This window comes from Micromonospora halophytica (assembly GCF_900090245.1).
Taxonomy (GTDB): Bacteria; Actinomycetota; Actinomycetes; order Mycobacteriales; family Micromonosporaceae; genus Micromonospora; species Micromonospora halophytica.
Map to the genome: position 1 here is coordinate 168,539 of NZ_FMDN01000003.1, position 26,344 is coordinate 194,882.

The following is a 26,344-nucleotide window of genomic DNA, read 5'->3' on the forward strand; positions in this document are numbered from 1 at the left end:
ACGGCGGCGGATCACCACGCCCGGGCGGCCTCGACTCAGCCGGCCGCCGTGAGCTGGAACGACTTCACCATCTCGTCGAAGATCGGCCTGCTCTCGGCGAACTTGGCGTCCGTCGAGGTCAGGTAGAACGAGTAGATCCGGCCGCCGTCGACCAGGCCGCGCCACACGCCGTGCCGCATCGTGTCACCGTCGCCGCAGGTGTACTCCAGTTCGGCGGCGTCCTTGCCGGCCAGCTTCTGCGCGGTCAGGTCGACCCGGTTGTAGGGCTTGGCGCAGGACTTGAACTTCTGCAGGTTCTGCTCGGCGACCTCCGCCCAGCCCATGGAGGTGCGTCCGCCCTTCTCGACCAGGATGCGGACCTTGCGGCTCTCGTCCGCCGGGTCGACGTAGTCGACCCAGTCGCCCGCGCTCTTGCGCTGCCAGCCCTCGGGCACCATCAACCGGACGCCCTTGCCGCTGTGCTCCTGCATCTCGGGCACGTCTGCGCCGGCCGTTGGCGCGGTCGGCTGGGCCTGCTGCGGGGCGGGCGGCGCCGGGTCGTCACCGCCGGAGAGCGCGATGACGCCGACCAGCAGCACCACGGCCAGCCCGCCGGCCGCCGCGAGCTGCATCTTGCGGGGCCAGCCCTTCACCGTGGTGACCAGCTGCCCGCCGGCGCCCTTCACCCTGTCGAACGCGCCGCCGCCGGAGCCGGCCGGCGGGTCGGCCGGCGCGGAGGTCCAGGGCTGGCCGGTGCCGGGAACCGACCACTGACCGCCGCCGTACACCGGCTGGGTGGCGTCGGGCGTGCCGCCGCCGTACACCCGCTGGGTGGCGTCCGGGTGGCCGCCGCCCAGGCGCTGGGTCGCGTCGGGGTGGCCCGGGTGCCGGGGGGCGTCGGGGTGGCCGCCGATGCGATGGGTCGCGTCCGAGCCGATCCGCTGGGTGGCGTCCGGGGCACCGCCGTACGTGCCGCCGGCCGGGCGGGCCGGCGCGGGCATCGCACCGGTCGGGGTGTGCAGCGGGCCGGCCAGCGCGTCCGCGCTGGTGTCTTCGAGCCCGGCCGCCGGGGCGGCGGCTGGCCCGGGGCGCTGACCCCGGCGCAGCGCGGCCAGCCGGTCGGTCAGCGACTCGCCCGGGGCGAGCATCGCCCGGCCACCGATCTGCCCGCTCGGCTTCGGTTCGGGGGAGACCGCAGGGGGCGGGGTGGACGGGCGCTGCACCGGCACCACCGCGTACGGGTCGGTGACCGAGTTGACCGCGGTCGCGGTGCTGGTCAGCGGCCCGGCGAGGAGTTCGCGGAGCATGCCCCGGGCGGTGTGCACGTCGAGCCGGCGGGCCGGGTCCTTCTCCAGCAGGCCCATCAGCACCCGGGTCAGCGGCCCGCTGCGCTGCGGCGTGGCCGGCGGGTCCTCGACCACGGCGTGCATGGTCTCGATCGGGTCGCCCTTGTCGAACGGGGGCCGCCCCTCCACCGCCGTGTAGAGCGTCACGCCGAGGGAGAACAGGTCGCTCGGCGGGCCGAAGTCCTGCCCCATGGCTCGCTCGGGAGAGATGAAGTGCGGCGAGCCGAGCACCATGCCGGGGGTGGTGAGCTGCACGTCGGTGGGCATCCGGGCCACCCCGAAGTCGGTCAGCACGCAGCGGCCGTCGGTGCAGATCAGCACGTTGGCCGGCTTGACGTCGCGGTGCAGCACGCCGTTGGCGTGCGCCACCTCCAGCGCGCCGAGCAGCGCGATACCGATCTTGGCGACCGCCCGGGGCGCGACCGGCCCGTCCTCGATGACCATGTCGGCGAGGCTGCGCGCGTCCAGCAGCTCCATCACGATCCACGGCCGGCCACCCTCGGTGACCACGTCGTACACCTGGACCACGGCGGGGTGCTGAATGGCCGCGGCGGCGCGGGCCTCGCGCAGGGTGCGCTCGTACATCGCGTCGCGGTCGCTGGGGGCCAGCCCCGGGGGAAGGACGACCTCCTTGACCGCCACGTCCCGCCGGAGCAGCGTGTCTGTGGCGCGCCAGACCGTGCCCATACCGCCGTTGCCCACCGCCGAGCGCAGCGAGTAGCGGTCACCGATGGTGGCGCCGGGCGCCGCGCGTCCGTTGGGGGGACTCACTGGTCCGCCGCTCCACGTCGGGATCTGAGTCACAGAAAAGCCACCGGGAGGTCGAGGGGGCTGGGACACAACCTCTCTATCTTGCTGGTTCCGACGCCCGATGCGAAACCCGACGCGGCGGTCGTTTGCCTACCGGACGGTATGTGCCCGTGGCCTCACTTCCCGTCCACCGGACAGGTGTGCGCAATCCCTCACCCAACTGCACGGCCGGCCGTCCTACCATCCGGTGATGAGCGAACGGCGGTCCAGCGAGTCCGGTTTCCCCATCAAGGGCGTCTACACGGCGGCCGACCTGCCCGGGGACCTGGAGACCCGGCTGGGTGGCCCCGGCGAGTACCCGTACACCCGTGGCGTCTACCCGACGATGTACACCTCCCGCCCGTGGACCATGCGGCAGTACGCCGGCTTCGGCACCGCCACCGAGTCCAACGCGCGCTACCACCAGTTGCTGCGGGCCGGCACGATGGGCCTCTCCGTCGCGTTCGACCTGCCCACCCAGATGGGCTACGACTCCGACGACCCGATCGCGCACGGCGAGGTGGGCAAGGTCGGCGTGGCGATCGACTCCATCGAGGACATGCGGCTGCTCTTCGACGGCATCCCGCTGGACAAGGTCTCCACCTCGATGACGATCAACGCGCCCGGCTCGGTGCTGCTCCTGCTCTACCAGCTCGTGGCGGAGGAGAACGGGGTCGCCGGCGGCGCGCTCAACGGCACCATCCAGAACGACATCCTCAAGGAGTACATCGCCCGGGGGACGTACATCTTCCCGCCGAAGCCCTCGCTGCGGCTGGTGGCCGACACCTTCGCGTACTGCCGCAAGGAGGTGCCGAAGTGGAACACCATCTCCATCTCCGGCTACCACATGGCCGAGGCCGGCGCGTCGCCCGCGCAGGAGATCGCGTTCACCCTGGCCAACGGCGTGGAGTACGTCCGCGCCGCGCTCGCCGCCGGCCTGGCGGTGGACGACTTCGCGCCCCGGCTGTCGTTCTTCTTCGTCGCCCGGACCACCCTGCTGGAGGAGGTCGCCAAGTTCCGCGCCGCCCGGCGGATCTGGGCCCGGCTGATGCGCGACGACTTCGGCGCGCAGGACCCGAAGTCGATGATGCTGCGCTTCCACACCCAGACGGCGGGCGTGCAGCTCACCGCCCAGCAGCCCGAGGTCAACCTGGTCCGGGTGGCGGTGCAGGGGCTCGGTGCGGTGCTCGGCGGCACCCAGTCGTTGCACACCAACAGCTTTGACGAGGCGATCGCGCTGCCCACCGAGAAGGCGGCCCGGCTGGCGCTGCGTACCCAGCAGGTGCTGGCGTACGAGACGGACCTGACCGCCACCGTCGACCCGTTCGCCGGATCGTACGTGGTGGAGGCGATGACCGCCGAGATCGAGGCGGCGGCCAGCGAGCTGATGGACCGGGTCTTCGACCACGGCTCGGCGGTGGACGCCATCGAGGCCGGGTTCCAGAAGCGGGAGATCGAGCAGTCGGCGTACCGGATCGCCCAGGAGATCGACTCGGGTGAGCGGGTGGTGGTCGGGCTGAACCGCTTCACCATCGACACCGACGAGCCGTACGAGCCGCTGCGGGTGGACCCGACGATCGAGGCGGCCCAGGCCGAGCGGCTGGCCAGGCTGCGCGCCGAGCGCGACAACGGGGCGGTCGAGCGGGCCCTGGCCGAGCTGCGCGCCGCCGCCGAGGGCAGCGCCAACGTGCTCTACCCGATGAAGGAGGCGCTGCGGGCGAAGGCGACCGTCGGTGAGGTCTGCGGGACGCTGCGCCAGGTCTGGGGGACGTACCGCCCGAGCGACCGTTTCTGAACCACCGTCCCCGCCGCCCGGCGGGGTGACCCGACGGCGGTCCCGTCGGCGCTGTCCGCGCCGGTGTGGGCCGCCGTCGCCGTTCCCGGGACTGTGGTTCTTCCGTGCGCCCCGGCGGAGGCGGTCGCGCCGGGGCTCGACCGGGGTGGGGCGTGCCCGGGGCACGGACGGAGTCGCCCGCCGACCGCCACCGGAGCTACCGTCGGTGACGACACCTCGCCGCGGCCCCCGGGCGACCGTGGGGGCGGCGTGGCGCTGCGGGCGGGCGTGTGCCCCCGGGGATCCCGGGGTAATCCGAGTGGATGAACTCCGACGGACAGCGTGTCCGGGCGCGGGTGGGACAGCCGTGTCACCGTCGGGGGTCGCCCGGCCGCCGAGGGTCGTCGGTTAATTGTCGGAGTGGCCGTGAATTGCTGCGACTAATGCGACAATTCGGTAACGGCCACGGATTCGGAGCCGATTTCGCGACCGCCCAAATCGGTTACGCGTTGTAGGAGGTGGGGGGCAGATGACGGCGTTCGACCGCGATCTACCTGCTGTCCCGCAAATATTCGAGCCCTCCCACCAGGGCTTACGTGACGCTGTGCGGTCCGATCACTACCGTAACGAGGTTGCGCAGCGTCACCGTCGGAGGTCTAGGCTGTCTGCTGTCCTCCCCGATGATCCATCCATTCCTAGTGATCGAGAATTCGACGTGACGAGTGCGTTGACGCTGCCGAACGGCAGCCAGCTGGCGTCGTCCTGGCCCGAGGCGCCGTCCGGGTCCCAACCCCTGCCTTTTGATCTCGACCATCTGCTCGCCCTGCGGGTACCGGGGCTCATCGCCACCCGGCGCCACATCCACTCCCACCCGGAGCTCTCCGGTGAGGAGTTCGAGACGGCCGCGCTGATCGCCCGGGAGCTCTCCCTGGCCGGCCTGCACCCACGGATGCTGCCCAAGGGCAACGGTGTCATCTGCGACATCGACGGCCGCCCGGACGGGCCGGTCGTCGCGCTCCGCGCCGACATCGACGCGCTGCCGCTGACCGACGTCAAGGACGTCGGGTACCGGTCCACCGTGGAGGGCGTCTGCCACGCCTGCGGCCACGACGTGCACACCACGGTGATGCTCGGCGTCGGCATGCTGCTGGCGCAACTCGCCGACACCGGCCAGCTCGACGGCCGGGTCCGGCTGATCTTCCAGCCGGCGGAGGAGATCCTGCCCTGCGGCTCGCTGGAGGTCATCGAGGCCGGCGGCCTGGAGGACGTGGTCCAGATCTTCGCCGTCCACTGCGATCCGAACCTGCCGGTGGGCAAGGTCGGCCTGCGGGTCGGCCCGATCACCGCCGCGGCCGACAACGTCACCGTCCGGCTCACCGGCCCGGGCGGGCACACCGCCCGCCCGCACCTGACGGTCGACCTGGTCGACGCGCTCGGCCGGCTGGTCACCGAGGTGCCGGCCCTGGTCAGCCGCCGGGTGCCGGCCAACAGCGGGCTGCTGCTGGTGTTCGGCCACGCCTCGGCCGGCACCCGGTACAACGTCATCCCGTCCGAGGCGTGCGCCTCCGGCACCCTGCGGGTGATGGACCGCGACACCTGGGAGCAGGCCCCCAAGATCGTGGCTCAGGTCGTCCGGGACGTCATCGCGCCCACCGGCGCCACCGTCGACCTGGAGTACCTGCGCGGACGGCCGCCGGTCAGCAACGACTCCCGGGCCATCCAGGTCCTCACCGCCGCCACCGCCGCGGCGCTCGGCCCCGAGGGGATCGCCGAGACGCCGCAGAGCATGGGCGGCGAGGATTTCTCCTGGTACCTGGAGTACGTCCCCGGCGCGCTGGCCCGCCTCGGCGTCGGCCGGTCCGGGCCCAACGTGGACCTGCACCGGGCGTCGTTCGACGTCGACGAACGGGCCATCCCCGCCGGGGTGCGCCTCATGGTGCAGACCGCGCTGAAGGCACTGGCGGCGGCGCGGCAGTAGCGGAAGCCGGCGGGCGTGGCCCGCCGGGAGTCGGCGGGTGCGGGCCGCCGACCGGCGTCGCGGGCGGCGGCGGCGCGGTCCGCCGACGCCGCCGCCGCAGCACCACCACGACCAGCACCAGGGGTACGCCGAACGTCAGCAGCCAGGGCAGCACCGCCCCCAGCACGGTCAGCAGGATGCTCATCGAGGCCCCGAAGACCTTCCAGCCGCCGCGCAGCCCCACCATGAAACCGGTCTCGGCCTCCTCCTCGGCGGTCGAGGCGTCCTTGCCGAGGAAGGTCACCGTGATCGTGGAGAGCGCGGTCAGGTCGGCCAGCCGCTTCTTCTTCGCCTCCAGTGAGGCCAGGTCGGCCTCCCGCTCGGCCACCTCGCGCTCCAGCATCACCAGCTCGGAGACCGAGGTGGCCCGGGCCAGCAGCTTGCGGGCGCTCTCCACCCGGGCCCGCTGGGTCGCGATCCGGGCGTCCAGGTCGACGACCGCCTCGGTGACGTCCTGTGTCTTCACCTCCCGGCGCTGCTGCCGGCCGTACGTGGCCAGCTCGTCGAGGAGCGCGGTGAACTTCTCCGCCGGCACCCGCAGCTCCAGCCGCGCCTGCGCGCTGGCGGCCACGCTGCGCCGGTCGTCCCCACCGACGAAGCCGCCGACCGCGGTCACCGCGGTCACCGCCCGGCGGGCCGCGTCCTCCACGTCGTCCACCTGCACCCGCATCGTTCCGGTGTAGATGATCGACCGCTGGTCGACCCGCAGGTCCGGCGCGCCCGCCCCGGCCTTGCCCTGCTCCGGGGCGCTGCCCCGCTCTGCGGCCCCGCCCCGCTCCGGGGCACCACCCACCGGGGCCTCAGCGGCCGGCGCCTGCGCCGCCGAGTCCCCCGCCGAACCGGAACGGTCCGCCGCCCCGCAACCGGCCAGCAGCACCGCCACCAGCCCCAGCGCCGTGAGGGCCACACCCCCGCGCCGTGTCATCAGTTCCGCCATCCCCGCTCCGTCCTCTCCGGCCCCGGGCTCTCCGGGGCGATAGCTCGGACGCGACGCGACACCGCGTCGGTTCCGGCAGACTGCGACGAGGACATCACGATTCGATAATCGAGGAGTCACGATGCAGGTCACCAAGTACGCCCACTCCTGCCTCCGGGTCGAGCACGACGGCGGGGTGCTGGTCGTCGACCCGGGCGTGTTCAGCGACGCCGCGAGGGCGCTGGACGGGGCGGACGCGGTGCTGATCACCCACGAGCACCCGGACCACGTCGACGTCGAAGCGCTCACCCGCCGGCTGGAGAAGGGCGCCGTCCCGGTTCGTGGCCCCGCCTCACTCGCCGCGGTCCTCGGCGACGCGGCCGAGGCGCTCACCCCGGTCACCCCCGGCGACACCTTCACCGCGGCCGGCGTCCCGGTCCGCGCCCTCGGCGGCCGGCACGCCGTCATCCACCCCGACATCCCCGTCGTGGAGAACGTCGGCTACCTGCTCGACGGGCGCGTCTACCACCCCGGCGACGCACTGCACGTGCCCGAGGGCGTCGAGGTGGAGACGCTCTTCGCCCCGATCCACGCGCCCTGGTCGAAGTTCTCCGAGGTGGTCGACTTCATCCGGGGGGTCGCCCCGCGCCGCGCGTACGCCCTGCATGACGGGCTGCTCAACGGCAACGGGTTCGGCGTCCTCGACCGGCAGTACACGGCACTGTCCCGCACCGACTACCAGCGGGTCGAGCCGGGCACCCGGATCGACGTCTGAGCCGTGGTCGCACCGTCCGACGTGGTCCAGCAGCTCTACCGCACGCCGCCGGAGAAGTTCGTCGCCGCCCGGGACGCCGCCGTCGCCGAGGCCCGCCGGGCCGGTGACGCCGCCGCCGCCCGCCGGATCGCCAGGCTCAAACGTCCCACCGTGGCCGCCTGGCTGGTCAACCTGCTCGCCCTGGAACGCCCCGAACTGGTCGCCGACCTGGCACCGCTGGCCGAGGCGCTGCGCACCGCACAGCGCGACCTGAAGGGACCGAAGCTGCGGGAACTCTCCGCCCAGCGGCGGGCGGTGGTGGGCGCCCTGGTCGCCGAGGTACGCCGGATCGCGGCCCGCACCCCGGACGCGCCCCCGGCCGCGCGCCTGCCGCTGGCCGAGGTCGAGTCCACCCTCAACGCCGCGCTCGCCGACACCGAGGTCGCCGAGCAGGTACGCAGTGGACAACTGCTCAAGGCGGCGCACTACGCCGGTTTCGGTGAGGTGCCCAGGCCACAACTGCGCCTGGTCACCGGCGGCGGGGAGGAGGCTGCCCGGGTACCCGGGAAGGAGACCGACTCCGACGGCGCGCGCCGGGCCCGCGACGAGCGGGCGGCGGCGCGGGCCGCCCGGGCCGAACGGGCGAGGCGGCGCCGGACGCTGGAGCAGGAGCTGACGGCGGCGCGCGGCGAACAGCGGCAGGCCGAGAAGGACCTGGACGGTGCGGCGGCGACCGAACGGGACGGCGCCGCCGCCCTCGACCGGATCGAGGCCGAACTGGCCGAACTGGAACGTCGGCGGGCCGCCGCCGAGCAGGAGCTGAGCCGGTCGAAACTGGCCCGACGCGGCGCGGAACGGGCACTCACCGCCGCCCGGCGCCGCGCGGGTGAGGTGGAGGCGGCGATCGAGGCGTTGGACGCCGAAGAGGAGGATGCCGCCGACGGCGACGGCGAGGCAGACTGAGCGCGATGGATGCACGCGACAGGTGGTGGCGATGACTCCGGAGCAGGTGGCGGCCGCCAGCAAACCGGCCGTGCTCGAACTGGGGGAGGCTTTCAGCCGCTGCCCGGGCACGTTGCGCCGGGCCCGGCTGCTCGGCATCTCCGGCTGGGCCTTCTACATCACCGGGCGGGCCGGCGCGCTCGGCGACGTACGCGCCGAGACCGTCGCCGCCGCGATCGGCTTCATCGCCCCCGAGGCGGTCGCCGACGGCTGGGACGCCTCCGCCCGCGTGGTCCGGCCGCTGGAGGTCGCCGCCGCCAACCTCGCCGAGTGCTGCCGCTGGGGCGCCCAGCACCTCGACGACCTGCCCGGCACGCCCCGGCTGGCGGTGCTGCTGGAACGGGTCGTCGCCGCCGCGGACGCCACCGGCATGCCGCTCTTCGCCGCCTGGCGCGCGATGCCGGTGCCGCAACACGCCGCCGGCGCCCGGGCGGCGGTGGCGTTGCTGCTGCTGCGCGAGCACTTCACCGGGGCGTACCTGCTGGCGGTGCGGGCCGGCGGGATGACCCCGTTGGAGGCGGTGCTGGCCGGGCCGGAGGGGGAGGCCGGGGCGATCGCCTGCGGCTGGTCCCCGCCGTACCCGCCGGTCGGGCCGTTGGTGCGGCGGCGGCTCTGGGCCGAGGCGGTGACCGACCGGCTGGCCTCGACCGCGTTCCGGGTACTCCGGCCGGGGGAGGGCGCGGAGCTGGTGGAGCTGCTCACCGCCACCCGGGCCGGGCTGCGCACCGGGACCGCCCGATAATTCGGCGGCGCGAGGGGCGGTCCGAATGCCACCATCTGCGCCGTGACGCTTCCCGCCGGCTGGACCGCCCGCCGCCCGACCCTGGACGACGTGCCGGCCATTCTCGCCCTGGTGCACGCCGCCGACACCTTCGCCATCGGCTACCCCGACTTCGAGGCCGAGGACGTCAAGGCGGCACTGGCCGCACCCCACTTCGACCCGGCCCGCGACTCGTGGCTCGTGAGCGACCCGCAGAGCCGGGTCGTCGGCTGCACGCTGATCGACAACCCCACCGGCGTGGGCCGGGAATTTATCGACGTCTACGTCGACCCCGAGCGGGCCGGGTCGCTGCGCGCGCTGCTGCTCGCCCGTACGCTCGACCGGGTCGCCGAACGGGCCGCCGAGCGCGGCCTGCCGGCGCTGACCGTCCGCACCACCGTCCACGCCCCGGAGACCCGCTGGGCGGGGGAGCTGGTCGAGGCCGGCTTCACCCGGGTGAAGAGGTACGTGCGGATGAGCCGACCGCTGGCCGGGCTGCCCGCCGAGCCGCCACCCCCGCCCGGGGTGACCGTCCGCCCGCTGCGCGCCGACGACGAGGTCGACCTGCGCCTGTTCCACCGGATCTTCGACACCGCGTTCCGGGACACCCCGGACTACGAGCCGGTCGGCTTCGACCAGTGGCGCGAGCAGCTTCCCGGCTACACCAAGGTCTGGGACGAGTGGTTCGTCGCCGAGGTCGACGGCGAGCCGGCCGGTGCCCTCCAGTCCTCCGGCCAGGCGCTCGATCAGGATTCCGGCTGGGTACGCACGCTGTCGGTGCTGCCCGCGTACCGGCGGCGCGGGGTGGGCGCGGCGCTGCTGCGGCGGGCCTTCACCACGTACGCGGCGAAGGGCCGCTCCGCCGCCGGCCTGGGCGTGGACCTGGCCAACCCGACCTCACCCGCCACGCTCTACCGCTCGGTGGGGCTGCGCGAGGAGTACTGGGCCGACATGTACGAGCGGAGCGTCCCCGCCGGCGGTGTGTGATGCGCGACGCCGGCCGGGGTCGGCGACACGTGCCGGGGACACCCGGAGCAGACTGGGGGCGTGCGACACACGCGGAGAGGCTCAGGAGCCGCGCGTGCCGGGGCTGCCCGAACGGCGCTAGGCCGACGCGGTGCCGGTGGGGCGGGAGCGCAGCTCGCTGAGGTAGTCGTCCGGCGCGCCCGCCTTCTCGGCAGCGTTCGCGATCTCCGACAGGTACCACGAGGTCGGCAGGCCGCCCTCGTAGCCGTCGAAGACGTAGATCCACGCGGTCACGTCCCCGTCCAGGGTCGAGACACGGACGTGCAGCTTGCGGTACGTGCCGGCGGTCACGCCCTCGAGTTCGTCGAGCTGCGCGGCGTCGTACGGGTGGATGTCGTACAGCGCCACGAAGACCCGGTCGCCCGGGGACTCGACGACGGTGCTGACGGAGCCCTCCCAGCCGATCACGTCCTCGCCCGCGAAGGTCAGCCGCCAGCCCTCCAGCCAGCCGATGCCCACCATCGGCGAATGCGGACAGTAGGCGCGCATCCGGGCGGGGTCCAGGTTTGAGCCGTAGGCGGCGTAGTGACGCACGGCGATGACGATAGCCCGGCGGACGGGTGGGGGAGAATACGACGGTGCGTGTCGGACGCGTTCGGGAGAAGAAAGTCACTGTGAGCACTGCGGAAGGGCGAGCGCTGTGAGCCGGATAGTGATCATCGGCGGAGGGCCGGCCGGCTACGAGGCGGCTCTGGTCGCCGCGCAACTGGACGCCGACGTGACCGTGGTGGAGGCCGAGGGGGCCGGCGGTGCCTGCGTGCTCTCCGACTGCGTCCCGTCGAAGACCTTCATCGCCAGCTCGGAGGTGGTCACCGGCTACCGGGACACCGAGGAGTTCGGGGTGCACTCCGACGGGCTGGAGGCGGTGACGGTCGACGCCCGCACGGTCCACGACCGGGTGAAGCGGCTCGCCCTGGCGCAGTCCGCCGACATCCACGCCAAGCTCGTGAAGGCCGGGGTCACCTTCGTCACCGGCACCGCCCGGCTGGGTGAGGACACGCTCGGTCACACCCACCGGGTGATCGTCACCCCGGCCGACGGTGGCGGTGAGTACTCGATCGCCGCCTCGACCGTCCTGGTCGCCACCGGCGCCACCCCGCGCCAGCTCCCCACCGCCGTCCCGGACGGCGAGCGGATCCTCACCTGGCGGCAGGTGTACGACCTGCCCGAGCTGCCCGCGCACCTGATCGTGGTCGGCTCCGGCGTCACCGGCGCCGAGTTCGCCAGCGCCTATCTGGCCATGGGCGTCCAGGTCACCCTGGTCTCCAGCCGGGACCGGGTCATGCCGCACGAGGACGCCGACGCCGCGATGGCGATCGAGCGGGTGTTCCGCAACCGGGGGATGAGCATCCTCAACAACTCCCGGGCGGACGCGGTCCGGCGTACCGACGACGGTGTCGAGGTCCAGCTCTCCGACGGCGGGGTCGTGTACGGCTCGCACGCCCTGATCGCCGTCGGCTCGATCCCGAACACCGCCGGCCTGGGCCTGGCGGAGTACGGCGTCGAGCTGGCCAAGGGCGGCTACGTCACCGTCGACCGGGTGTCGCGCACCAACGTCCCCGGCATCTACGCCGCCGGCGACTGCACCGGAGTGCTGCCGCTGGCCAGTGTCGCCGCCATGCAGGGCCGGATCGCGATGTGGCACGCGCTCGGCGAGGCGGTCCGCCCGCTGCGGCTGCGTACCGTCGCGGCGAACGTCTTCACCGACCCGGAGCTGGCCACCGTCGGCGTCTCCCAGGACGAGGTGGACGCCGGGAAGGTGCCCGCCCGCCAGGTGATGCTGCCGCTGTCGGGCAACGCCCGGGCGAAGATGGACGACCTGGCCGACGGCTTCGTGAAGCTGTTCTGCCGGCCGGCCAGCGGCCAGGTGATCGGTGGTGTGGTGGTCGCGCCGAAGGCGAGCGAGTTGATCCTGCCGATCACCATGGCGGTGGAGAACAACCTCACCGTCAACGAGCTGGCCCAGACCATCACGATCTACCCGTCGTTGTCCGGCTCGATCACCGAGGCGGCGCGTCAGCTCATGCTGCACGAACTGGAGTGACCCGGAGCGTCGCCCTGCCTGCCGGTTCGCCGGTTCGCTGGTTCGGTGGGGACCTGACCCGGGACCTGGCCCGGGACCTGGCCCGACGGGTGCCGGACCGTCGACACGATCGCGCCCGGCAGCGGCCCGCCGAATCGTGAAGCGCACGCCCGCACCCTCGGCCGGACCTCGAGCAAGGTGGCCGCACGCTACGGACCTGATAGCGAGAATGGATCGCCGCTGTGGGGACCTCCGGCGAAAGAAGGCGCCGGGCCATGACCCGATTCCTCCTCACCCTGACGGGCCGCTGCCGCCGAAGCGATCCATCCATGCCATCAAGTCCGTAGCGTGCGGCCGGTACCTGGTAGCCCTCGCCGGCAGGGCCGGCAGGCCGCACCGCGAACGCCGCTGACGCTCGGCAGGTGGGCCCGGGCGGCCGCCTGCCGATGGGCCGCCAGTCGGCGCCACTGCAACCAGCAGCGCCCACTGATCCTGCGGCAGCGGGGCGCTGACGGCACCGGGCATCACGACCGCCACGTCCGACGCGATGGCTCGCTCAGTCGACGGGAACCTCGGGGCGGACGCGGTCACCCAGCGCCGTCATCGCCCAACCCGCCGCCGCGAACCCGACCGCCGCCGCGACCGCGATCACCGCAAGCTGCCAGGCCGACTCGGTCAGCGCCGCGCCACCGAGATGGCCGACCAGCCCGCCGTACGCGGCCCAGCCCGTCGCCGCGAGGGCCTCGTAGAGGAGGAAGAGCCGCCAGGGGTAGCGGCTGCGGCCGGCGGAGAAACATGCCGCCATCCGGCCGCCGGGCACGAAGCGGCAGAGCAGGATGACCAGCGGGCCGGGGCGACGCAGTCCTCGGGTGACCCGTCCGGCCATCCGGCGGGCGCGGGTCGGCTCGGAGTGCCGGGGCGCGCGGCGACCGGGGGCGCTGCGCCCCAGCAGGTAGCAGGCAAGATCCCCGGTGAAGACGCCGAGGGCGCCGACGCCGATGGTCAGGGGCAGGCTCAGCCCGCCGTAGACGGTGAGCGCGCCACCGGTGATCATGACGACCTGGGTGGGGACGACCGGCACGAAGGCGTCGGCGATCAGCAGGCCCAGCAGCGCGAGGTACGCCCACTGCGGCGACGCCATCTCAGTGAGAAGTTCGGGCACGACTGCCACCTCGCCGGTCAAGGCCGATCACGTCCCCGAGCCTGACGGCGTGTCCGGCGTAACGGCGGACAGCCCCGGTCGGTGGTGACCACGGACACGACAGGGCCACCGGGATACAACGACGCAGCTCGACATCATGTGACGGATCGGCCGCCCGGAATCCGTGGCGGTCCGGGACGGCGCGTCGGCGGTCGTCGGCGTACCGTTGGCGGGACGCGGCCTGATGCGCGTCGGGCCCCCGTTCCCGACGACCGGGCCGTGCCGGGCCGCCGGCAGGTCCCGTGCCGGCGGCCCACCTTGCCTCTGCGCGCCGCGCCCGCCCGGAAATCCAGTGGTCCCGGCAGGCGGGTCGGTCATACGGTTGCCGCATGCGCAGCGCGGTGGTGACCACGACGCCGGGAGATCCCGGCGCGCCGCACTGACGTATCCCGTCGACGAGGCCCCGGGCGATCCGCCCCGGGGCCTCGCGGCGTTGGGGACCAGATCGCGGCCCGCCGGAAGGTCCCGTACGTCGGGGTGACCGGCCCCCGGGAGGCGGCCGACGGGGCGGTGGCCGGAGCGCTCACGCCCCGGCCACCGCCCCGACAGTGTCGGCACGGCGGTCAGCCCCGCACCGACGCCGGCTCGGGGGGCGCCCCGGCCTCGTCGTCGTCCACCAGTGCCCCGGCGAACTGCGCCCGGTACAGCCGGTGGTACGCGCCGTGTGCGGCGAGCAGCTCCTCGTGGGTGCCCTGCTCGACGATCCGGCCGTTCTCCATCATCAGGATCAGGTCGGCGTCGCGGATGGTGGAGAGCCGGTGGGCGATCACGAAGCTGGTCCGGTCCGAGCGCAGCGCCGCCATCGCCCGCTGGAGCAGCACCTCGGTGCGGGTGTCCACCGAGCTGGTCGCCTCGTCGAGGATCAGCAGCGACGGCTCGGCCAGGAACGCCCGGGCGATGGTGATGAGCTGCTTCTCGCCGGCGCTGACGTTGCTCCCCTCCTCGTCGATCACGGTGTCGTACCCGTTGGGGAGGCTGTGGACGAAACGGTCCACGAAGGTGGCCCGGGCCGCGGCGTGGATCTCCTCCTCGCTCGCGTCCGGCCGCCCGTACGCGATGTTGTCGCGGATGGTGCCGCCGAAGAGCCAGGTGTCCTGGAGGACCATGCCGATCCGGCCACGCAGGTCGTCCCGGCGCAGCGTGGTGACGTCCACCCCGTCGAGGGTGATCCGCCCGGCGTCCAGCTCGTAGAAGCGCATGATCAGGTTGACCAGGGTGGTCTTGCCGGCACCGGTCGGACCGACGATCGCCACGGTGTGGCCGGGCTCGGCGACCAGGGACAGGTCCTCGATCAGCGGCTTGTCCGGGTCGTACCGGAAGGAGACGTGCGCGAACTCGACCCGGCCGTGCGGGTCGGTGACCCGGGCCGGCGGCTCCGGGTCGGGGCTCTGCTCCTCGGCGTCGAGCACCGCGAACACCCGCTCGGCGGACGCCACCCCGGACTGCAGCAGGTTCGCCATCGACGCCACCTGGGTGAGCGGCTGGGTGAACTGCCGCGAGTACTGGATGAACGCCTGCACGTCGCCGAGGCTCATCGAGCCGGACGCCACCCGCAGTCCGCCGACCACGGCGATCGCGACGTAGCTGAGGTTCCCGATGAAGAACATCGCCGGCATGATGATCCCGGAGATGAACTGGGCGCCGAAGCTGGCGGCGAACAGCTCGTCGTTCTTGGCGTGGAAGGCGGCCTGCACCTCCCGCTGCCGGCCGAAGACCTTGACCAGTTCGTGGCCGGTGAACGCCTCCTCGATCTGTCCGTTCAGCTCGCCGGTGTGGGTCCACTGGGCGATGAACTTGCGCTGCGACCGCTTGGCGATCTGCCCGGTGACCAGCACCGACAGCGGCACCGCCACCAGGGCGACCAGGGCCAGCAGCGGCGAGATCCAGAACATCATGGCCAGCACGCCGACCACGGTGAGCAGCGAGGTGAGCAGTTGGCTCAACGTCTGCGAGAGGGTCTGCGAGATGTTGTCGATGTCGTTGGTGACCCGGCTGAGCAGCTCACCCCGGGGCTGCCGGTCGAAGTAGGGCAGCGGGAGCCGGTTGAGCTTCTCCTCCACCTCGGCGCGCAGCCGCAGCACCGTACGCTGCACCACCCCGTTGAGCAGCCAGCCCTGCCACCACAGCAGCAGGCTGGCACCGAGGTAGAGGGCGACGGCGAGGGCGAGGGTGCGGCCCAGGGCGTCGAAGTCGATGCCCACCCCGGGGACGACGTCCATCCGGGCCAGCATGTCGGCGAAGTTGTCGTTGCCCGCCGCCCGGGCCGCCGCCACCGCCTGCTCGGCACTGCTGCCGGCGGGGAGCTGCCGGCCGATGACCCCGGTGAAGATGATGTCGGTGGCGTGACCGAGGATCTTCGGGCCGACCACGCTGGCCGCGACGCTCGCCACCGCCAGGGTGATGATCGAGGCGAGGTGCAGCCGGTGCGGCCGGAGCCGGCCCAGCAGCCGCCGGGCCGACGGCCCGAAGTTCAGCGACTTCTCCGCCGGCATTCCGGCGCCCATCCACCGCGGCCCGCCGTTCTGCCGGCCCGGGGGCAGCCGTTTCGGCGTCCCCGCGTCGGCGGCCGGCTTCTGATCGGGTACGCGCTGCGCCGTCACGCCGTCACCTCCGCGGTCTGCTGGGACGCCACGATCTCGGCGTACGTCGGGCAGTCGGCCAGCAGGTCCTCATGTCGTCCCAGGCCGACGACGCCCCCGTCCTCCAGCACGATGATCTGGTCGGCGTCGACGATCGTGGAGACCCGCTGGGCGACGATCACCACCGCCGCGTCCTCGGTGACCGGCCGCAGCGCCGCCCGCAGCCGGGCGTCGGTGCCGAGGTCGAGCGCCGAGAACGAGTCGTCGAAGAGGTAGATCTCCGGCTTGCGTACCAGCGCACGGGCGATGGCCAGCCGCTGTCGCTGCCCGCCGGAGACGTTCGTGCCGCCCTGCGCGATCGGGGCGGCCAGCCCGCCGGGCATCTGGGCCACGAAGTCTCGGGCCTGGGCGATCTCCAGTGCCGTCCACAGCTCCTCGTCGGTGGCGTCCGGGTTGCCGTAGCGCAGGTTGCTGGCGACCGTACCGGTGAACAGGTACGGCCGCTGCGGCACCAGCCCGATCCGCCGCCACAGCTCGTCGGGCTCCAGCTCGCGCACGTCCACCCCGTCCACCAGCACCGCCCCGGCGGTCGGGTCGACCAGCCGGGGGATCAGGGCGAGCAGGGTGGTCTTGCCGGCGCCGGTGGAGCCGATGATCGCGGTGGTCCGTCCGGGGGTGGCCCGGAACGAGATGTCGCGCAGCACCGGCGCGCTCGCCCCCGGGTACTGGAACGAGACGCCGCGCAGCTCCAGGTCACCGTGCCCCTCGACCCGGGTCACCGGCCGGGCAGGCGGCACCACGGACGAGTCGGTGTCGAGCACCTCGACGATCCGCTCGGCGCAGACCGCGGCGCGGGGCACCACCATCAGCATGAAGGTCGCCATCATGACGGCCATCAGGATCTGCATCAGGTACTGGAGGAACGCGGTGAGCGCGCCGATCTGGATCTGATCGGCGTCGACCCGCTGCGCGCCGAACCAGAGCACCGCGACGCTGGAGACGTTGAGCACCAGCATGACGACCGGGAAGATCAGCGCCTGGAGCCGGCCGACGCGCAGGGCGGTGTCGGTGAGGTCGGCGTTGGCGGTCGCGAAGCGGTTCGTCTCGTACGGCTCGCGGACGAACGCGCGGACCACCCGGATGCCGGTGATCTGCTCACGCAGCACCCGGTTGACCGTGTCGATCCGGGTCTGCATGAGCCGGAAGCCGGGCACCGTCCGCCTGATGATCAGGCCGAGCGCCACCGCCAGCACCGGCACGCTGACCAGCATCAGCCGGGAGAGCCCCACGTCCTCGCGTAGCGCCATGACCACGCCGCCGACACTGATGATCGGCGCGGCGACCAGCATGGTGCAGCTCATCAGCACGAGCATCTGCACCTGCTGCACGTCGTTGGTGTTGCGGGTGATCAGCGACGGTGCGCCGAAGCGGGCCACCTCGCGCGCCGAGAAGCGGTTGACCTGCTCGAAGACGTCGCTCCGGACGTCGCGCCCGAAGGCCATGGCGGTCCGGGCGCCCAGGTACACGGCGGCCACCGAGCAGACGATCTGCACCAGGCTGACCAGCAGCATCCAGCCGCCGGTACGCAGGATGTAGTCGGTGTCGCCCCGGGCCACGCCGAGGTCGATGATGTCGGCGTTGAGGCTCGGCAGGTAGAGCGAGGCCATCGTGCCGACGAACTGGAAGAGCACCACCGCGAGCAGTGGCCGGTGGTACGGGCGCAGGTGGCTGCGGAGCAGGCGGATCAGCACGGCGGGCTCCCCGGCGTCGGCTGGTCGGAATTGTGGAGTCGTGGGTTCAACCGGCTGTCCTCCCCGTCGGACATGCTCACGATCAACTCGGTCAGGAACTCCCGGATCACCGCCTTCTTCGCCGGGTCGGCGTCGACGGAGGTGAGCGGGGTGTCGCGGTGGATCAGGTCGACGAGCTGCCGCAGGTGCGCGCGCCCCCGGTCGGTCAGGGCGAGCTGCACCGAGCGGCGGTCGGTGGTGTCCCGGCGGCGGACGACGAAGCCGTCGCGCTCGAGGGTGTCGACGATGCCGGTGAGGGTGGCCGGGCGGACGAAGCACTGCTCGGCGACCTGCCGGTGGGTGGCGTCCTCCATGCCGGCCAGGGTGAACAGCACCCGCGCTCCGGCTGTGGTGAGGCCGTGGTGCTCGGCCAGGTAGCGCCCCCAGTGCTGGTCGACGAGGTGGCCGGCGACCGAGACCAGTCGCCCCGTCGGCACCTGTCGCAGCGCGTCCGGAAAGCGGATCAGTGGGTCTCTCTGCACGGCGTATAGGTTAGCCCCCGAATGGTAAGGGGCCAAACGAAATGGCGACGGCGACGGCGAGGAACAGGATCTGCAGCGCGGTGCGGGTCGCCAGCGGGGTGACCGGACGGCCGCCCAGGGTCAGGCGGCGTCGGGCTGCCGAGACGTTCGCGGGGAACATCGCCACCATCAGCAGGGCGAGCGCGGCGGCGGCCCATCGTGCGGCGCCCGGGGCCAGCAACGCCACGGCGCCGGCCAGTTCCAGTACGCCGGTGACGGTGACGAGCAGGTCCGGGCGGGGGAGCCGGGGCGGGACCATGGCGATCAGGTCGGCGCGTCGGGGTGCCACGAAGTGCGCGAACCCGGTCACCGCGAACATGAGTGCCAGGCCGATCCGGAGCGCCGGGTGCCAGCCGTCGAGCGGGTCGACGCCGGCCAGGCCGGCCAGTCGGGCGAGGGCGGTGCCGACGACGAGGGCGATCAGTGGGGCCATGCGAACCTCCCGAGAGGACATCTTGATGATGACAAGATATGCTCGGCGGTGGTGGTCTTGTCAATGACAAGTTACGATCGCGGCATGACGAGCAACCGGCCCTACCACCACGGCGACCTGCGCCGCGCCCTGCTCGCGACGACCGCGGAGGCGATCCGGGAGGCCGGTCCGGCGGCGCTCAGCCTGCGTGACCTCGCCCGGCGGGCCGGCGTCTCGCACGCCGCGCCGGCGCACCACTTCGGCGACAAGGCCGGCCTGCTCACCGCGTTCGCTGTCGAGGGGTACGACCTGCTCGCCGAGGAACTGGGCCGGGCCGGGGACGACCTGCTGGAGATCGGCGTGGCGTACGTCCGGTTCGCCGTCGAGCATCGGGCCCACTTCGAGGTGATGTTCCGCCCCGACCTCTACCGGCCCGACGATCCCGCCCTGGTCGCCGCCCGGGCCCGGTCCGGCGCGACGCTGCACGGCGGGGTGGCCGCCCACCCGGCCGCCTCGGCCCCCGACCGGGACGCCCTCGCCGCCTGGTCGATCGTGCACGGCTTCGCCACCCTCTGGCTGGCCGGCGCCCTGCCGCCCGGCGTGGGAGGCGACCCCGAGGCCACCGCCCGCCAGGTCATCCGCCGCCTCTTCGAGTGACCCGTGGGCCCCGGACCGGGGCGGTCAGTCCGGGCGCGGGCCGGAGCGCGGCTCGTCCGGTGCCGTCGCGACGTACTCGCGCATCACGGTGGCGACCTCGCGCAGGAACGCGGTCGTCGCAGCCGCCTGTTCGGGGGTGAGCCGGGCGACCGCCTGCTCGACCCCGGTGAGCATCGGCCGCAACGCCGCCAGCACCTCGTCGTAGGCCCGTTCGGTGACCTGGAGCGAGAGCCGGCGCCGGTCGCTCGGGTGCGGCCCGCGTTCCACGTGGCCGGCCTGCACCAGGCGGTCGACCAGGGTGGTGGCCGAGGCGGAGCGGATGCCGAGGCGGTTGCCCAACTCCACCGGACCGAGCGGCACGGGGGAAGAGATCAGGTGGTCGATGGCGGCCGCGTCGGTGGTCCCGATGCCGAGCCGGCGGGCCAGGGCGCCCCGGGTGTCGCCGGCGGCCCGGAGCACCTCGCGCAGGGCGCGGGCGGTCTCGCTGGTCGTCGGCGCCTCGCTGTACGGCCCGCGGTGCGACACGCCGGCCGTGCCACGCCCGCCGGTTGACGCCGCCCCCTCCACGGGTAAAAGCTAGCACCTCAGGTAGCTAGAAAATCTAGCTAGTCGAGGAGGCCCGGATGCGCAGCGACGGACGCGGCCGCTGGTGGGGACTGCTGGCCATCAGCCTCGGTGTCGCGATGATCATCGTGGACGCGACGATCGTGAACGTCGCCGTACCGCAGATCATCCGGGACCTGGAGATCACCTCCGCCGACGCGCAGTGGGTGCAGGAGGCGTACACCCTGGTCTTCGCGGCCCTGCTGCTGGTCGCCGGACGCTTCGCCGACCGGGCCGGACGGCGGCGGATGTTCGTCGCCGGCGTGGTGGTCTTCGTCGCGGCCAGCGTGCTCGCCGCCGTCGCCGGCTCCGGCGAGACGCTGATCGCCTCCCGGGTGCTCCAGGGCGTCGGCGGCGCGATGATGCTGCCCACCTCGCTCTCCCTGCTCAACGCCAACTTCACCGGCCGGGAGAAGGGTGTCGCCTTCGCCGTCTGGGGCTCCACCATCGGCGGCGCGGCCGCCCTCGGCCCGCTGCTCGGCGGCTGGCTCACCACCGAGCACTCCTGGCGCTGGGCGTTCGGCATCAACGTCCCGGTCGGCGTCGCCGTCGTCGCGGCCACCCTCGTCCTGGTCCGCGAGTCCCGCGACGACCGGGCCGAACGCGGAATCGACCTGCTCGGCGCGCTGCTCTCGGTGATCGGCATGACCGGCGTCGTCTTCGCCCTCATCGAGGGACGCACCTACGGCTGGTGGGAGCGGGAGCGGCCGTTCCGCCTCCTCGGCCTGGACTGGACCGCCACGATCTCCCCGGTGCCGGTCGCCGGGCTGCTCGGGCTCGTCGCGCTCGGCGTATTCGTGGCCCAGCAGCTGCGCCGGGGCCGGGCCGGCCGTCCCGCCCTGCTCGACCTGTCGCTGTTCGGCATCCGTTCGTTCCGCACCGGCGTTCTCGCCGCCGCGATCGTCAGCCTCGGCGAGTTCGGGCTGCTCTTCGCCCTGCCGCTGTGGTTCCAGAACGTCCTCGGCTACAGCGCCTTCGGCACCGGTGCGGCGCTGCTGCCGCTCGCCGTCGGCAGCTTCCTGGCCAGCGGGCTCGGCACGCCGTTCACCCGGCGCTGGGGCGCCGCCCGGATGGTCCAGCTCGGGGTCGCCGCCGAACTGGTCGGCGTCGCCGGGATCGGCCTGGTCGTCGCGCCGGACACCCGGTGGTGGGCACCGCTGGGCTTCCTCTTCGTGTACGGCGTCGGGGTCGGCCTGGCCACCGCGCAGCTCACCGGCGTCTCCCTCGCCGACGTTCCGGTGCAGCGCAGCGGGCAGGGCTCCGGCATCCAGAGCACCGCGCGGCAGGTCGGCTCCGCGCTCGGCATCGCGGTGCTCGGCACGGTGCTCTTCGCCAGCCTGGGCGGCCTGCTCGGCGACCGGCTCGCCGACCAGCCGGGCCTTGACGGGGCGCAGCGCGACCAGGTGGTCGCCGCGGTCAAGGACAGTGCCGGCGCGGCCATCACCGGGCTGGCCGCCGACCCCCGTACGGCGCCGGTCGCCGACGAGGCGAAGGAAGCGTTCTCCGACGCCACCCGGTACGCCGCGTTCGCCGCCGCCGGTTTCCTCCTGGTCGGCCTGCTCGCCTGCACCCGTCTCCCCCGACCCCACCCCACCTTGACGGACCCCGCACCCGCCCCCCGGCAGCCCACCCCGACCGCCTCCCGCTGACCCGCACCCCGGTCCGGCCCAGCTCGGGTGGGTCACCAACTGGTGGGGAGGGGCATGCCTTCGGTGTAGCCGGCGGCGCTCTGGACACCGACCAGGGCGCGTTCGTGGAACTCGTCCAGGTTGCGGGCGCCCGCGTACGTGAAGGCGCTGCGCACGCCGGAGATGATCTCGTCGATCAGGTCCTCCACTCCGGGACGGGTCGGGTCGAGGTACATCCGTGCGGTGGAGATGCCCTCCTCGAAGATCGCCTTGCGGGCCCGGTCGAAGGCGCTGTCCTCGGCGGTACGCGCGCTGACCGCCCGCGCCGAGGCCATGCCGAAGCTCTCCTTGTAGCGTCGCCCGTCCGGCTCGGTGTAGAGGTCGCCGGGGGACTCGTAGGTGCCGGCGAACCAGGAGCCGATCATGACGTTGGACGCGCCGGCCGCGAGGGCCAGCGCCACGTCGCGCGGGTGCCGTACGCCACCGTCGGCCCAGACGTGCCGACCCAGTTCGCGGGCCGCCGCCGCGCAGTCCAGCACGGCGGAGAACTGCGGGCGGCCCACGCCGGTCATCATCCGGGTGGTGCACATCGCGCCCGGCCCGACGCCGACCTTGACGATGTCCGCGCCGGCCTCCACCAGGTCGCGGACGCCCTCGGCGGTGACCACGTTGCCAGCCGCGACCGGGACGGCCGGGTCGACCCTGCGGACCGCCCGCAGCGCCGAGACCATCCGCTCCTGATGGCCGTGCGCGGTGTCCACGACCAGGGTGTCCACCCCGGCCGCCAGCAGTGCCTCGGCCTTGCCGGTCACGTCGCCGTTGATCCCCACCGCCGCCGCGATCCGCAGCCGGCCCCGGCCGTCGACGGCCGGCCGGTAGAGGGTGGCGCGCAGCGCGCCCTGCCGGGTGAGCACCCCGATCAGGCGGCCGTCGGCGTCGACCACCGGGGCCAACCGGCGTCGGCCCGCGGAGAGCCGGTCGAAGCCGGTACGCGGATCCGCGTCCGCCGGCACGGTGTGCAGCTCGGTCGACATCACGTGCCGCAGCTGGGCGAAGCGGTCCACCCCGACGGTGTCCGCCTCGGTGACCACGCCGACCGGACGGTTCGCGTCGTCGACCACGATCACCGCGCCGTGCGACCGCTTCGGCAGCAGGTGGATCGCGTCGCCGACGGTGTCGGTCGGGCCGAGCGTGATCGGGGTGTCGTGCACCAGGTGCCGCTGCTTCACCCAGCCGACCACGTTGGCGACCACCTCGATCGGGATGTCCTGCGGGATCACCGCGATCGCGCCGCGCCGGGCCACGGTCTCGGCCATCCGCCGGCCGGCGACCGCCGTCATGTTGGCGACCACCAGCGGGATGGTGGTGCCCGTGCCGTCGCTGGTGGCCAGGTCGACGTCGAGCCGGGAGCCCACCTCGGAGCGGGCCGGGGCCATGAAGACGTCGTTGTAGGTCAGGTCGTGCGCGGGGACCGCGCCATGAAGGAACCGCACGGGCCCATCATTCCTGCTCCTGCCCGGTCCCGCCGCCGCTGGTGCCCCAAACCACCCACCCAGCCGCCCCGAGTTCCGGGGCGCAGCCGGGAGGGGAGTGGGTCAGGCGATGGTGCAGATGGCCGCGCCGGCGGTGATCACCGCGCCGACCTCGGCGGTGAGGCCGCTGACCGTACCGGACTTGTGGGCGTGCAGCGGCTGCTCCATCTTCATCGCCTCCAGCACCACGACCAGGTCGCCCTCGGCGACGGTGTCCCCGTCCGCCACGGCGATCTTGACGATGGTGCCCTGCATCGGCGAGGCGAGCGCGTCGCCGCTGACCGTGGCGCCGGCCTTGGCGCCACCGCCCCGACGGGCCGGCTTACGGGCGGCGGGCGCGGCGGTGGTCGTACCCCCGCCGAAGCCGGCGGGGAGGCTGACCTCCAGCCGCTTGCCACCCACCTCGACCACGACGGTCTCGCGCTCGGCCGGGCCCTCGACGGGGCCGGCGGGCGCGGTGAAGGCCGGCACGGTGTTGTCGAACTCGGTCTCGATCCACCGGGTGTGCACGGTGAACGGCGCGGCGGTGAACGCCTCGTCCCGGACGACCAGGCGGTGGAAGGGCAGCGCGGTGGCCATGCCCTCGACGACCATCTCGTCCAGCGCCCGGCGGGCCCGCTCGATCGCCTCGGTACGGGTCTCGCCGGTGATGATCACCTTGGCCAGCAGCGAGTCGAAGTTGCCACCGATCACGTCGCCGGCCGAGATGCCGGTGTCGACCCGGACGCCGGGGCCGGTGGGCAGCCGCAGCGCGGTGATGGTGCCCGGGGCGGGCAGGAAGTTGCGACCCGGGTCCTCGCCGTTGATCCGGAACTCGATGGAGTGCCCGCGCGGGGTCGGGTCCTCGGTGAAACGCAGCTTCTCGCCGTCGGCGATGCGGAACTGCTCGCGGACCAGGTCGACGCCGGCGGTCTCCTCGGTGACCGGGTGCTCCACCTGGAGCCGGGTGTTGACCTCCAGGAAGGAGATGGTGCCGTCGGCGCCGACGAGGTACTCGACGGTGCCGGCGCCGTGGTAGCCGGCCTCCCGGCAGATCGCCTTGGCACTGTCGTGGATCTGCCGGCGCTGCGCGTCGGTGAGGAACGGCGCGGGGGCCTCCTCGACCAGCTTCTGGTGCCGGCGCTGCAACGAGCAGTCCCGGGTGCCGACGACGACCACGTTGCCGTGCTGGTCGGCCAGGACCTGCGCCTCGACGTGGCGGGGCTTGTCCAGGTACCGCTCGACGAAGCACTCGCCCCGACCGAACGCGGCGACCGCCTCGCGGGTGGCCGACTCGAACAGGTGCGGGATCTCCTCCATGGTGCGGGCCACCTTGAGGCCGCGCCCGCCGCCGCCGAAGGCCGCCTTGATGGCGACCGGCAGGCCGTGGTCGACGGCGAAGGCCATCACCTCGTCGGCGTTGCCGACCGGGTCGGGGGTGCCGGGGACCAGGGGAGCGCCGGCCCGCTGGGCGATGTGCCGGGCGGTGACCTTGTCACCCAGGTCGCGGATCGCCTGCGGGGTGGGGCCGATCCAGGTCAGCCCGGCGTCGATGACGGCCTGGGCGAAGTCGGCGTTCTCGGAGAGGAATCCGTAGCCGGGGTGGACGGCGTCCGCGCCCGACTTCCCGGCGATGTCGATCAGCTTGTCGATCCGCAGGTAGCTGTCGGCCGCGGTGTCGCCGCCGAGGGCGTACGCCTCGTCGGCGAGGGTGGCGTGCAGGGCGTCCCGGTCGGAGTCCGCGTAGACGGCGACGCTGCCCAGACCGGCGTCGCGGCAGGCACGGATGACGCGGACGGCGATCTCGCCACGGTTGGCGATGAGTACCTTGCGCACCTTGAGGGCTCCTCCCGGAAGGTCGTTGACCGGGAGTGTATCGGCCACGCCGGAGCCCCTAACGATCGCTCAGTGTGGGATGTGGCACTGTTCCGCCGGCCGCCGGTGAACTTGCTCATTACGCTTGGCCGGTGTCTGCGACTCGCATGACGATTCTCGGCCTGGTCCGCTGGATGCAGCCGGTGGAACGCGCCGTCCGGACGCCGTCCCCGAGGGAGAGTGGCCGGTGCGGCCAGCCGGACGACCAGGAGCAGACATGATCGAGACCAGGGCGCTGCGGAAGTCGTTCCGTTCCCGTGCCGGTCGGCAGACGAAGACGGTCGACGCCGTGCGGGGGGTGAACCTCCAGGTCGCCGAGGGGGAGATCTTCGGTTTCCTCGGCCCCAACGGCGCCGGCAAGACCACCACCCTGCGGATGCTCGCCACGCTCATCGAGCCGGACGGCGGTGAGGCCACCATCGCCGGGGCCGACCTGCGCAAGGACCCGGCCGAGGTGCGCCGCCGGATCGGCTACGTCGCCCAGGGCGGCAGCACCTGGGACGAGTCCACCGCCCGCGAGGAGTTGGTGCTGCACGCCCGCATGTACGGCATCGGCAAGGCCGACGCGCACCGCCGCGCCGCCCGCGCGCTGGACGCCTTCCAACTCACCGAGTACGCCGACCGCAAGTGCAAGACCTACTCCGGTGGGCAGCGCCGGCGTGTCGAGATCGCCCTCGGCATCATCCACGAACCGAAGATCGTCTTCCTGGACGAGCCCACCACCGGGCTGGACCCGCAGAGCCGCGCGCACATGTGGGACGAGATCCGCCGGCTGCGTACCGAGGGCATGACCGTCTTCATCACCACGCACTACCTCGACGAGGCCGACGCGCTCTGCGACCGGATCGCGATCATGGATCACGGCGAGGTGGTCGCCGAGGGCACCCCGGCCGAGCTGAAGCGGGAGATCTCCGGCGACGTGGTGCTGGTCGGCCTCGACCTGGACACCACCCCGCAGGCCGCCCAGCTGCTCGATGGCGAGGAGTACGTCACCAAGCTGGAAACCATCGACGAGGGCGGCGTACGGCTCCACGTCGAAGAGGGCGCCACCGCCATCCCGCAGCTCCTGCGCCGCCTCGACGCGGCCGGACTGGCGCTCACCTCCATCGAGCTGCACCGCCCCAGCCTCGACGACGTCTTCCTCACCAAGACCGGCCGCTCGCTGCGCGAGTCCTGAGAAA

22 protein-coding genes are annotated in these 26,344 nt (G+C 73.1%); 11 read left to right on the forward strand and 11 right to left on the reverse strand.

The window, feature by feature from the left end; all coding sequences use genetic code 11:
* Nucleotides 1–35 precede the first annotated feature (35 nt).
* Complete coding sequence (locus tag GA0070560_RS05930; RefSeq protein WP_091292322.1) at nucleotides 36–2,129, reverse strand: serine/threonine-protein kinase; 2,094 nt, start codon at nucleotides 2,127–2,129, stop codon at nucleotides 36–38.
* Between the two features lie 196 nt (nucleotides 2,130–2,325).
* On the opposite strand from GA0070560_RS05930, the gene GA0070560_RS05935 reads away from it, so the two are divergent.
* Together GA0070560_RS05935 and GA0070560_RS05940 are read left to right on the forward strand one after the other, a co-directional pair.
* Entirely contained in the window at nucleotides 2,326–3,909 is a 1,584-nt protein-coding gene (locus tag GA0070560_RS05935; protein ID WP_091292325.1) for an acyl-CoA mutase large subunit family protein, read from the forward strand.
* 694 nt (nucleotides 3,910–4,603) lie between these two features.
* Entirely contained in the window at nucleotides 4,604–5,866 is a 1,263-nt protein-coding gene (locus GA0070560_RS05940; RefSeq protein WP_091292328.1) for an amidohydrolase, read from the forward strand.
* On the opposite strand, the gene GA0070560_RS05945 is transcribed toward GA0070560_RS05940, so the two are convergent.
* The gene (locus GA0070560_RS05945; RefSeq protein ID WP_170839301.1) at nucleotides 5,820–6,842 is read right to left on the reverse strand and encodes a DUF4349 domain-containing protein; all 1,023 of its coding nucleotides are present in this window, start codon (nucleotides 6,840–6,842) and stop codon (nucleotides 5,820–5,822) included. The genes GA0070560_RS05940 and GA0070560_RS05945 overlap by 47 nt on opposite strands.
* A 121-nt stretch (nucleotides 6,843–6,963) precedes the next feature.
* On the opposite strand from GA0070560_RS05945, the gene GA0070560_RS05950 reads away from it, so the two are divergent.
* From GA0070560_RS05950 to GA0070560_RS05965, 4 genes are read left to right on the forward strand one after another with little or no spacing between them, the layout of a single operon-like run.
* Nucleotides 6,964–7,596 carry an MBL fold metallo-hydrolase gene (locus tag GA0070560_RS05950; protein ID WP_091292330.1) on the forward strand — a complete coding sequence of 211 codons (633 nt, stop codon included), beginning with the start codon at nucleotides 6,964–6,966 and terminating at the stop codon, nucleotides 7,594–7,596.
* Between the two features lie 3 nt (nucleotides 7,597–7,599).
* The gene (locus tag GA0070560_RS05955) at nucleotides 7,600–8,538 is read left to right on the forward strand and encodes a hypothetical protein (protein WP_091292333.1); all 939 of its coding nucleotides are present in this window, start codon (nucleotides 7,600–7,602) and stop codon (nucleotides 8,536–8,538) included.
* 31 nt (nucleotides 8,539–8,569) lie between these two features.
* Nucleotides 8,570–9,319, forward strand: coding sequence for an SCO6745 family protein (locus tag GA0070560_RS05960; RefSeq protein WP_091292972.1), 750 nt, complete (start codon nucleotides 8,570–8,572; stop codon nucleotides 9,317–9,319).
* 42 nt (nucleotides 9,320–9,361) lie between these two features.
* Nucleotides 9,362–10,324, forward strand: a complete 963-nt coding sequence (locus tag GA0070560_RS05965; protein ID WP_091292336.1) for a GNAT family N-acetyltransferase — start codon at nucleotides 9,362–9,364, stop codon at nucleotides 10,322–10,324.
* A gap of 117 nt (nucleotides 10,325–10,441) precedes the next feature.
* On the opposite strand, the gene GA0070560_RS05970 is transcribed toward GA0070560_RS05965, so the two are convergent.
* Nucleotides 10,442–10,897 carry a gamma-glutamylcyclotransferase gene (locus GA0070560_RS05970; protein ID WP_091292338.1) on the reverse strand — a complete coding sequence of 152 codons (456 nt, stop codon included), beginning with the start codon at nucleotides 10,895–10,897 and terminating at the stop codon, nucleotides 10,442–10,444.
* Nucleotides 10,898–11,003: 106 nt separating this feature from the next.
* Here GA0070560_RS05970 and GA0070560_RS05975 point away from each other — a divergent pair, with 106 nt between their 5' ends.
* The gene (locus GA0070560_RS05975) at nucleotides 11,004–12,407 is read left to right on the forward strand and encodes an NAD(P)H-quinone dehydrogenase (RefSeq protein WP_091292341.1); all 1,404 of its coding nucleotides are present in this window, start codon (nucleotides 11,004–11,006) and stop codon (nucleotides 12,405–12,407) included.
* Nucleotides 12,408–12,942: 535 nt separating this feature from the next.
* Here GA0070560_RS05975 and GA0070560_RS05980 read toward each other — a convergent pair.
* The 5 genes from GA0070560_RS05980 to GA0070560_RS06000 form a co-directional block, all read right to left on the reverse strand.
* Nucleotides 12,943–13,548 carry a DedA family protein gene (locus tag GA0070560_RS05980; protein ID WP_091292975.1) on the reverse strand — a complete coding sequence of 202 codons (606 nt, stop codon included), beginning with the start codon at nucleotides 13,546–13,548 and terminating at the stop codon, nucleotides 12,943–12,945.
* Between the two features lie 602 nt (nucleotides 13,549–14,150).
* Nucleotides 14,151–16,091 carry an ABC transporter ATP-binding protein gene (locus GA0070560_RS05985; RefSeq protein WP_425412604.1) on the reverse strand — a complete coding sequence of 647 codons (1,941 nt, stop codon included), beginning with the start codon at nucleotides 16,089–16,091 and terminating at the stop codon, nucleotides 14,151–14,153.
* Between the two features lie 92 nt (nucleotides 16,092–16,183).
* Complete coding sequence (locus tag GA0070560_RS05990) at nucleotides 16,184–17,917, reverse strand: ABC transporter ATP-binding protein (RefSeq protein WP_091292343.1); 1,734 nt, start codon at nucleotides 17,915–17,917, stop codon at nucleotides 16,184–16,186.
* A complete protein-coding gene (locus tag GA0070560_RS05995; RefSeq protein ID WP_091292346.1) occupies nucleotides 17,911–18,438 on the reverse strand; it encodes a MarR family winged helix-turn-helix transcriptional regulator in 528 nt (175 codons plus the stop codon). The genes GA0070560_RS05990 and GA0070560_RS05995 overlap by 7 nt, the downstream gene beginning before the upstream one ends.
* Before the next feature lie 10 nt (nucleotides 18,439–18,448).
* Complete coding sequence (locus GA0070560_RS06000; RefSeq protein ID WP_091292349.1) at nucleotides 18,449–18,910, reverse strand: DoxX family protein; 462 nt, start codon at nucleotides 18,908–18,910, stop codon at nucleotides 18,449–18,451.
* An 84-nt stretch (nucleotides 18,911–18,994) separates the two neighbouring features.
* On the opposite strand from GA0070560_RS06000, the gene GA0070560_RS06005 reads away from it, so the two are divergent.
* Complete coding sequence (locus GA0070560_RS06005) at nucleotides 18,995–19,546, forward strand: TetR/AcrR family transcriptional regulator (RefSeq protein ID WP_091292351.1); 552 nt, start codon at nucleotides 18,995–18,997, stop codon at nucleotides 19,544–19,546.
* Between the two features lie 24 nt (nucleotides 19,547–19,570).
* Here GA0070560_RS06005 and GA0070560_RS06010 read toward each other — a convergent pair whose 3' ends face one another.
* Nucleotides 19,571–20,113: a MarR family winged helix-turn-helix transcriptional regulator gene (locus GA0070560_RS06010; protein ID WP_091292354.1), complete on the reverse strand. Its 543-nt coding sequence runs from the start codon at nucleotides 20,111–20,113 to the stop codon at nucleotides 19,571–19,573.
* A gap of 56 nt (nucleotides 20,114–20,169) precedes the next feature.
* Here GA0070560_RS06010 and GA0070560_RS06015 point away from each other — a divergent pair, with 56 nt between their 5' ends.
* A complete protein-coding gene (locus GA0070560_RS06015) occupies nucleotides 20,170–21,798 on the forward strand; it encodes an MFS transporter (protein ID WP_091292356.1) in 1,629 nt (542 codons plus the stop codon).
* A 32-nt stretch (nucleotides 21,799–21,830) separates the two neighbouring features.
* Here GA0070560_RS06015 and GA0070560_RS06020 read toward each other — a convergent pair whose 3' ends face one another.
* A complete protein-coding gene (locus GA0070560_RS06020) occupies nucleotides 21,831–23,270 on the reverse strand; it encodes a GuaB1 family IMP dehydrogenase-related protein (RefSeq protein WP_091292359.1) in 1,440 nt (479 codons plus the stop codon).
* A 102-nt stretch (nucleotides 23,271–23,372) separates the two neighbouring features.
* Nucleotides 23,373–25,124 carry an acetyl/propionyl/methylcrotonyl-CoA carboxylase subunit alpha gene (locus tag GA0070560_RS06025; RefSeq protein ID WP_091292361.1) on the reverse strand — a complete coding sequence of 584 codons (1,752 nt, stop codon included), beginning with the start codon at nucleotides 25,122–25,124 and terminating at the stop codon, nucleotides 23,373–23,375.
* 131 nt (nucleotides 25,125–25,255) lie between these two features.
* Here GA0070560_RS06025 and GA0070560_RS29755 point away from each other — a divergent pair, with 131 nt between their 5' ends.
* Nucleotides 25,256–25,384: a hypothetical protein gene (locus GA0070560_RS29755; RefSeq protein ID WP_281183667.1), complete on the forward strand. Its 129-nt coding sequence runs from the start codon at nucleotides 25,256–25,258 to the stop codon at nucleotides 25,382–25,384.
* On the forward strand, nucleotides 25,381–26,340 hold the full coding sequence (locus GA0070560_RS06030) for an ATP-binding cassette domain-containing protein (RefSeq protein WP_091292363.1): 960 nt from the start codon (nucleotides 25,381–25,383) through the stop codon (nucleotides 26,338–26,340). The genes GA0070560_RS29755 and GA0070560_RS06030 overlap by 4 nt, the downstream gene beginning before the upstream one ends.
* Nucleotides 26,341–26,344: the final 4 nt, after the last annotated feature.

What these genes read in the sequence shown, in the direction of transcription:
- GA0070560_RS05935 (WP_091292325.1), top strand. Translation starts at nt 2,326, where the DNA reads ATGAGCGAACGGCGGTCCAGCGAGTCCGGTTTCCCCATCAAGGGCGTC.
- GA0070560_RS05945 (WP_170839301.1), bottom strand. Translation starts at nt 6,842, where the DNA reads ATGGCGGAACTGATGACACGGCGCGGGGGTGTGGCCCTCACGGCGCTG.
- GA0070560_RS05950 (WP_091292330.1), top strand. Translation starts at nt 6,964, where the DNA reads ATGCAGGTCACCAAGTACGCCCACTCCTGCCTCCGGGTCGAGCACGAC.
- GA0070560_RS05960 (WP_091292972.1), top strand. Translation starts at nt 8,570, where the DNA reads ATGACTCCGGAGCAGGTGGCGGCCGCCAGCAAACCGGCCGTGCTCGAA.
- GA0070560_RS05985 (WP_425412604.1), bottom strand. Translation starts at nt 16,091, where the DNA reads ATGGGCGCCGGAATGCCGGCGGAGAAGTCGCTGAACTTCGGGCCGTCG.
- GA0070560_RS06000 (WP_091292349.1), bottom strand. Translation starts at nt 18,910, where the DNA reads ATGGCCCCACTGATCGCCCTCGTCGTCGGCACCGCCCTCGCCCGACTG.
- GA0070560_RS06005 (WP_091292351.1), top strand. Translation starts at nt 18,995, where the DNA reads ATGACGAGCAACCGGCCCTACCACCACGGCGACCTGCGCCGCGCCCTG.
- GA0070560_RS06015 (WP_091292356.1), top strand. Translation starts at nt 20,170, where the DNA reads ATGCGCAGCGACGGACGCGGCCGCTGGTGGGGACTGCTGGCCATCAGC.
- GA0070560_RS06030 (WP_091292363.1), top strand. Translation starts at nt 25,381, where the DNA reads ATGATCGAGACCAGGGCGCTGCGGAAGTCGTTCCGTTCCCGTGCCGGT.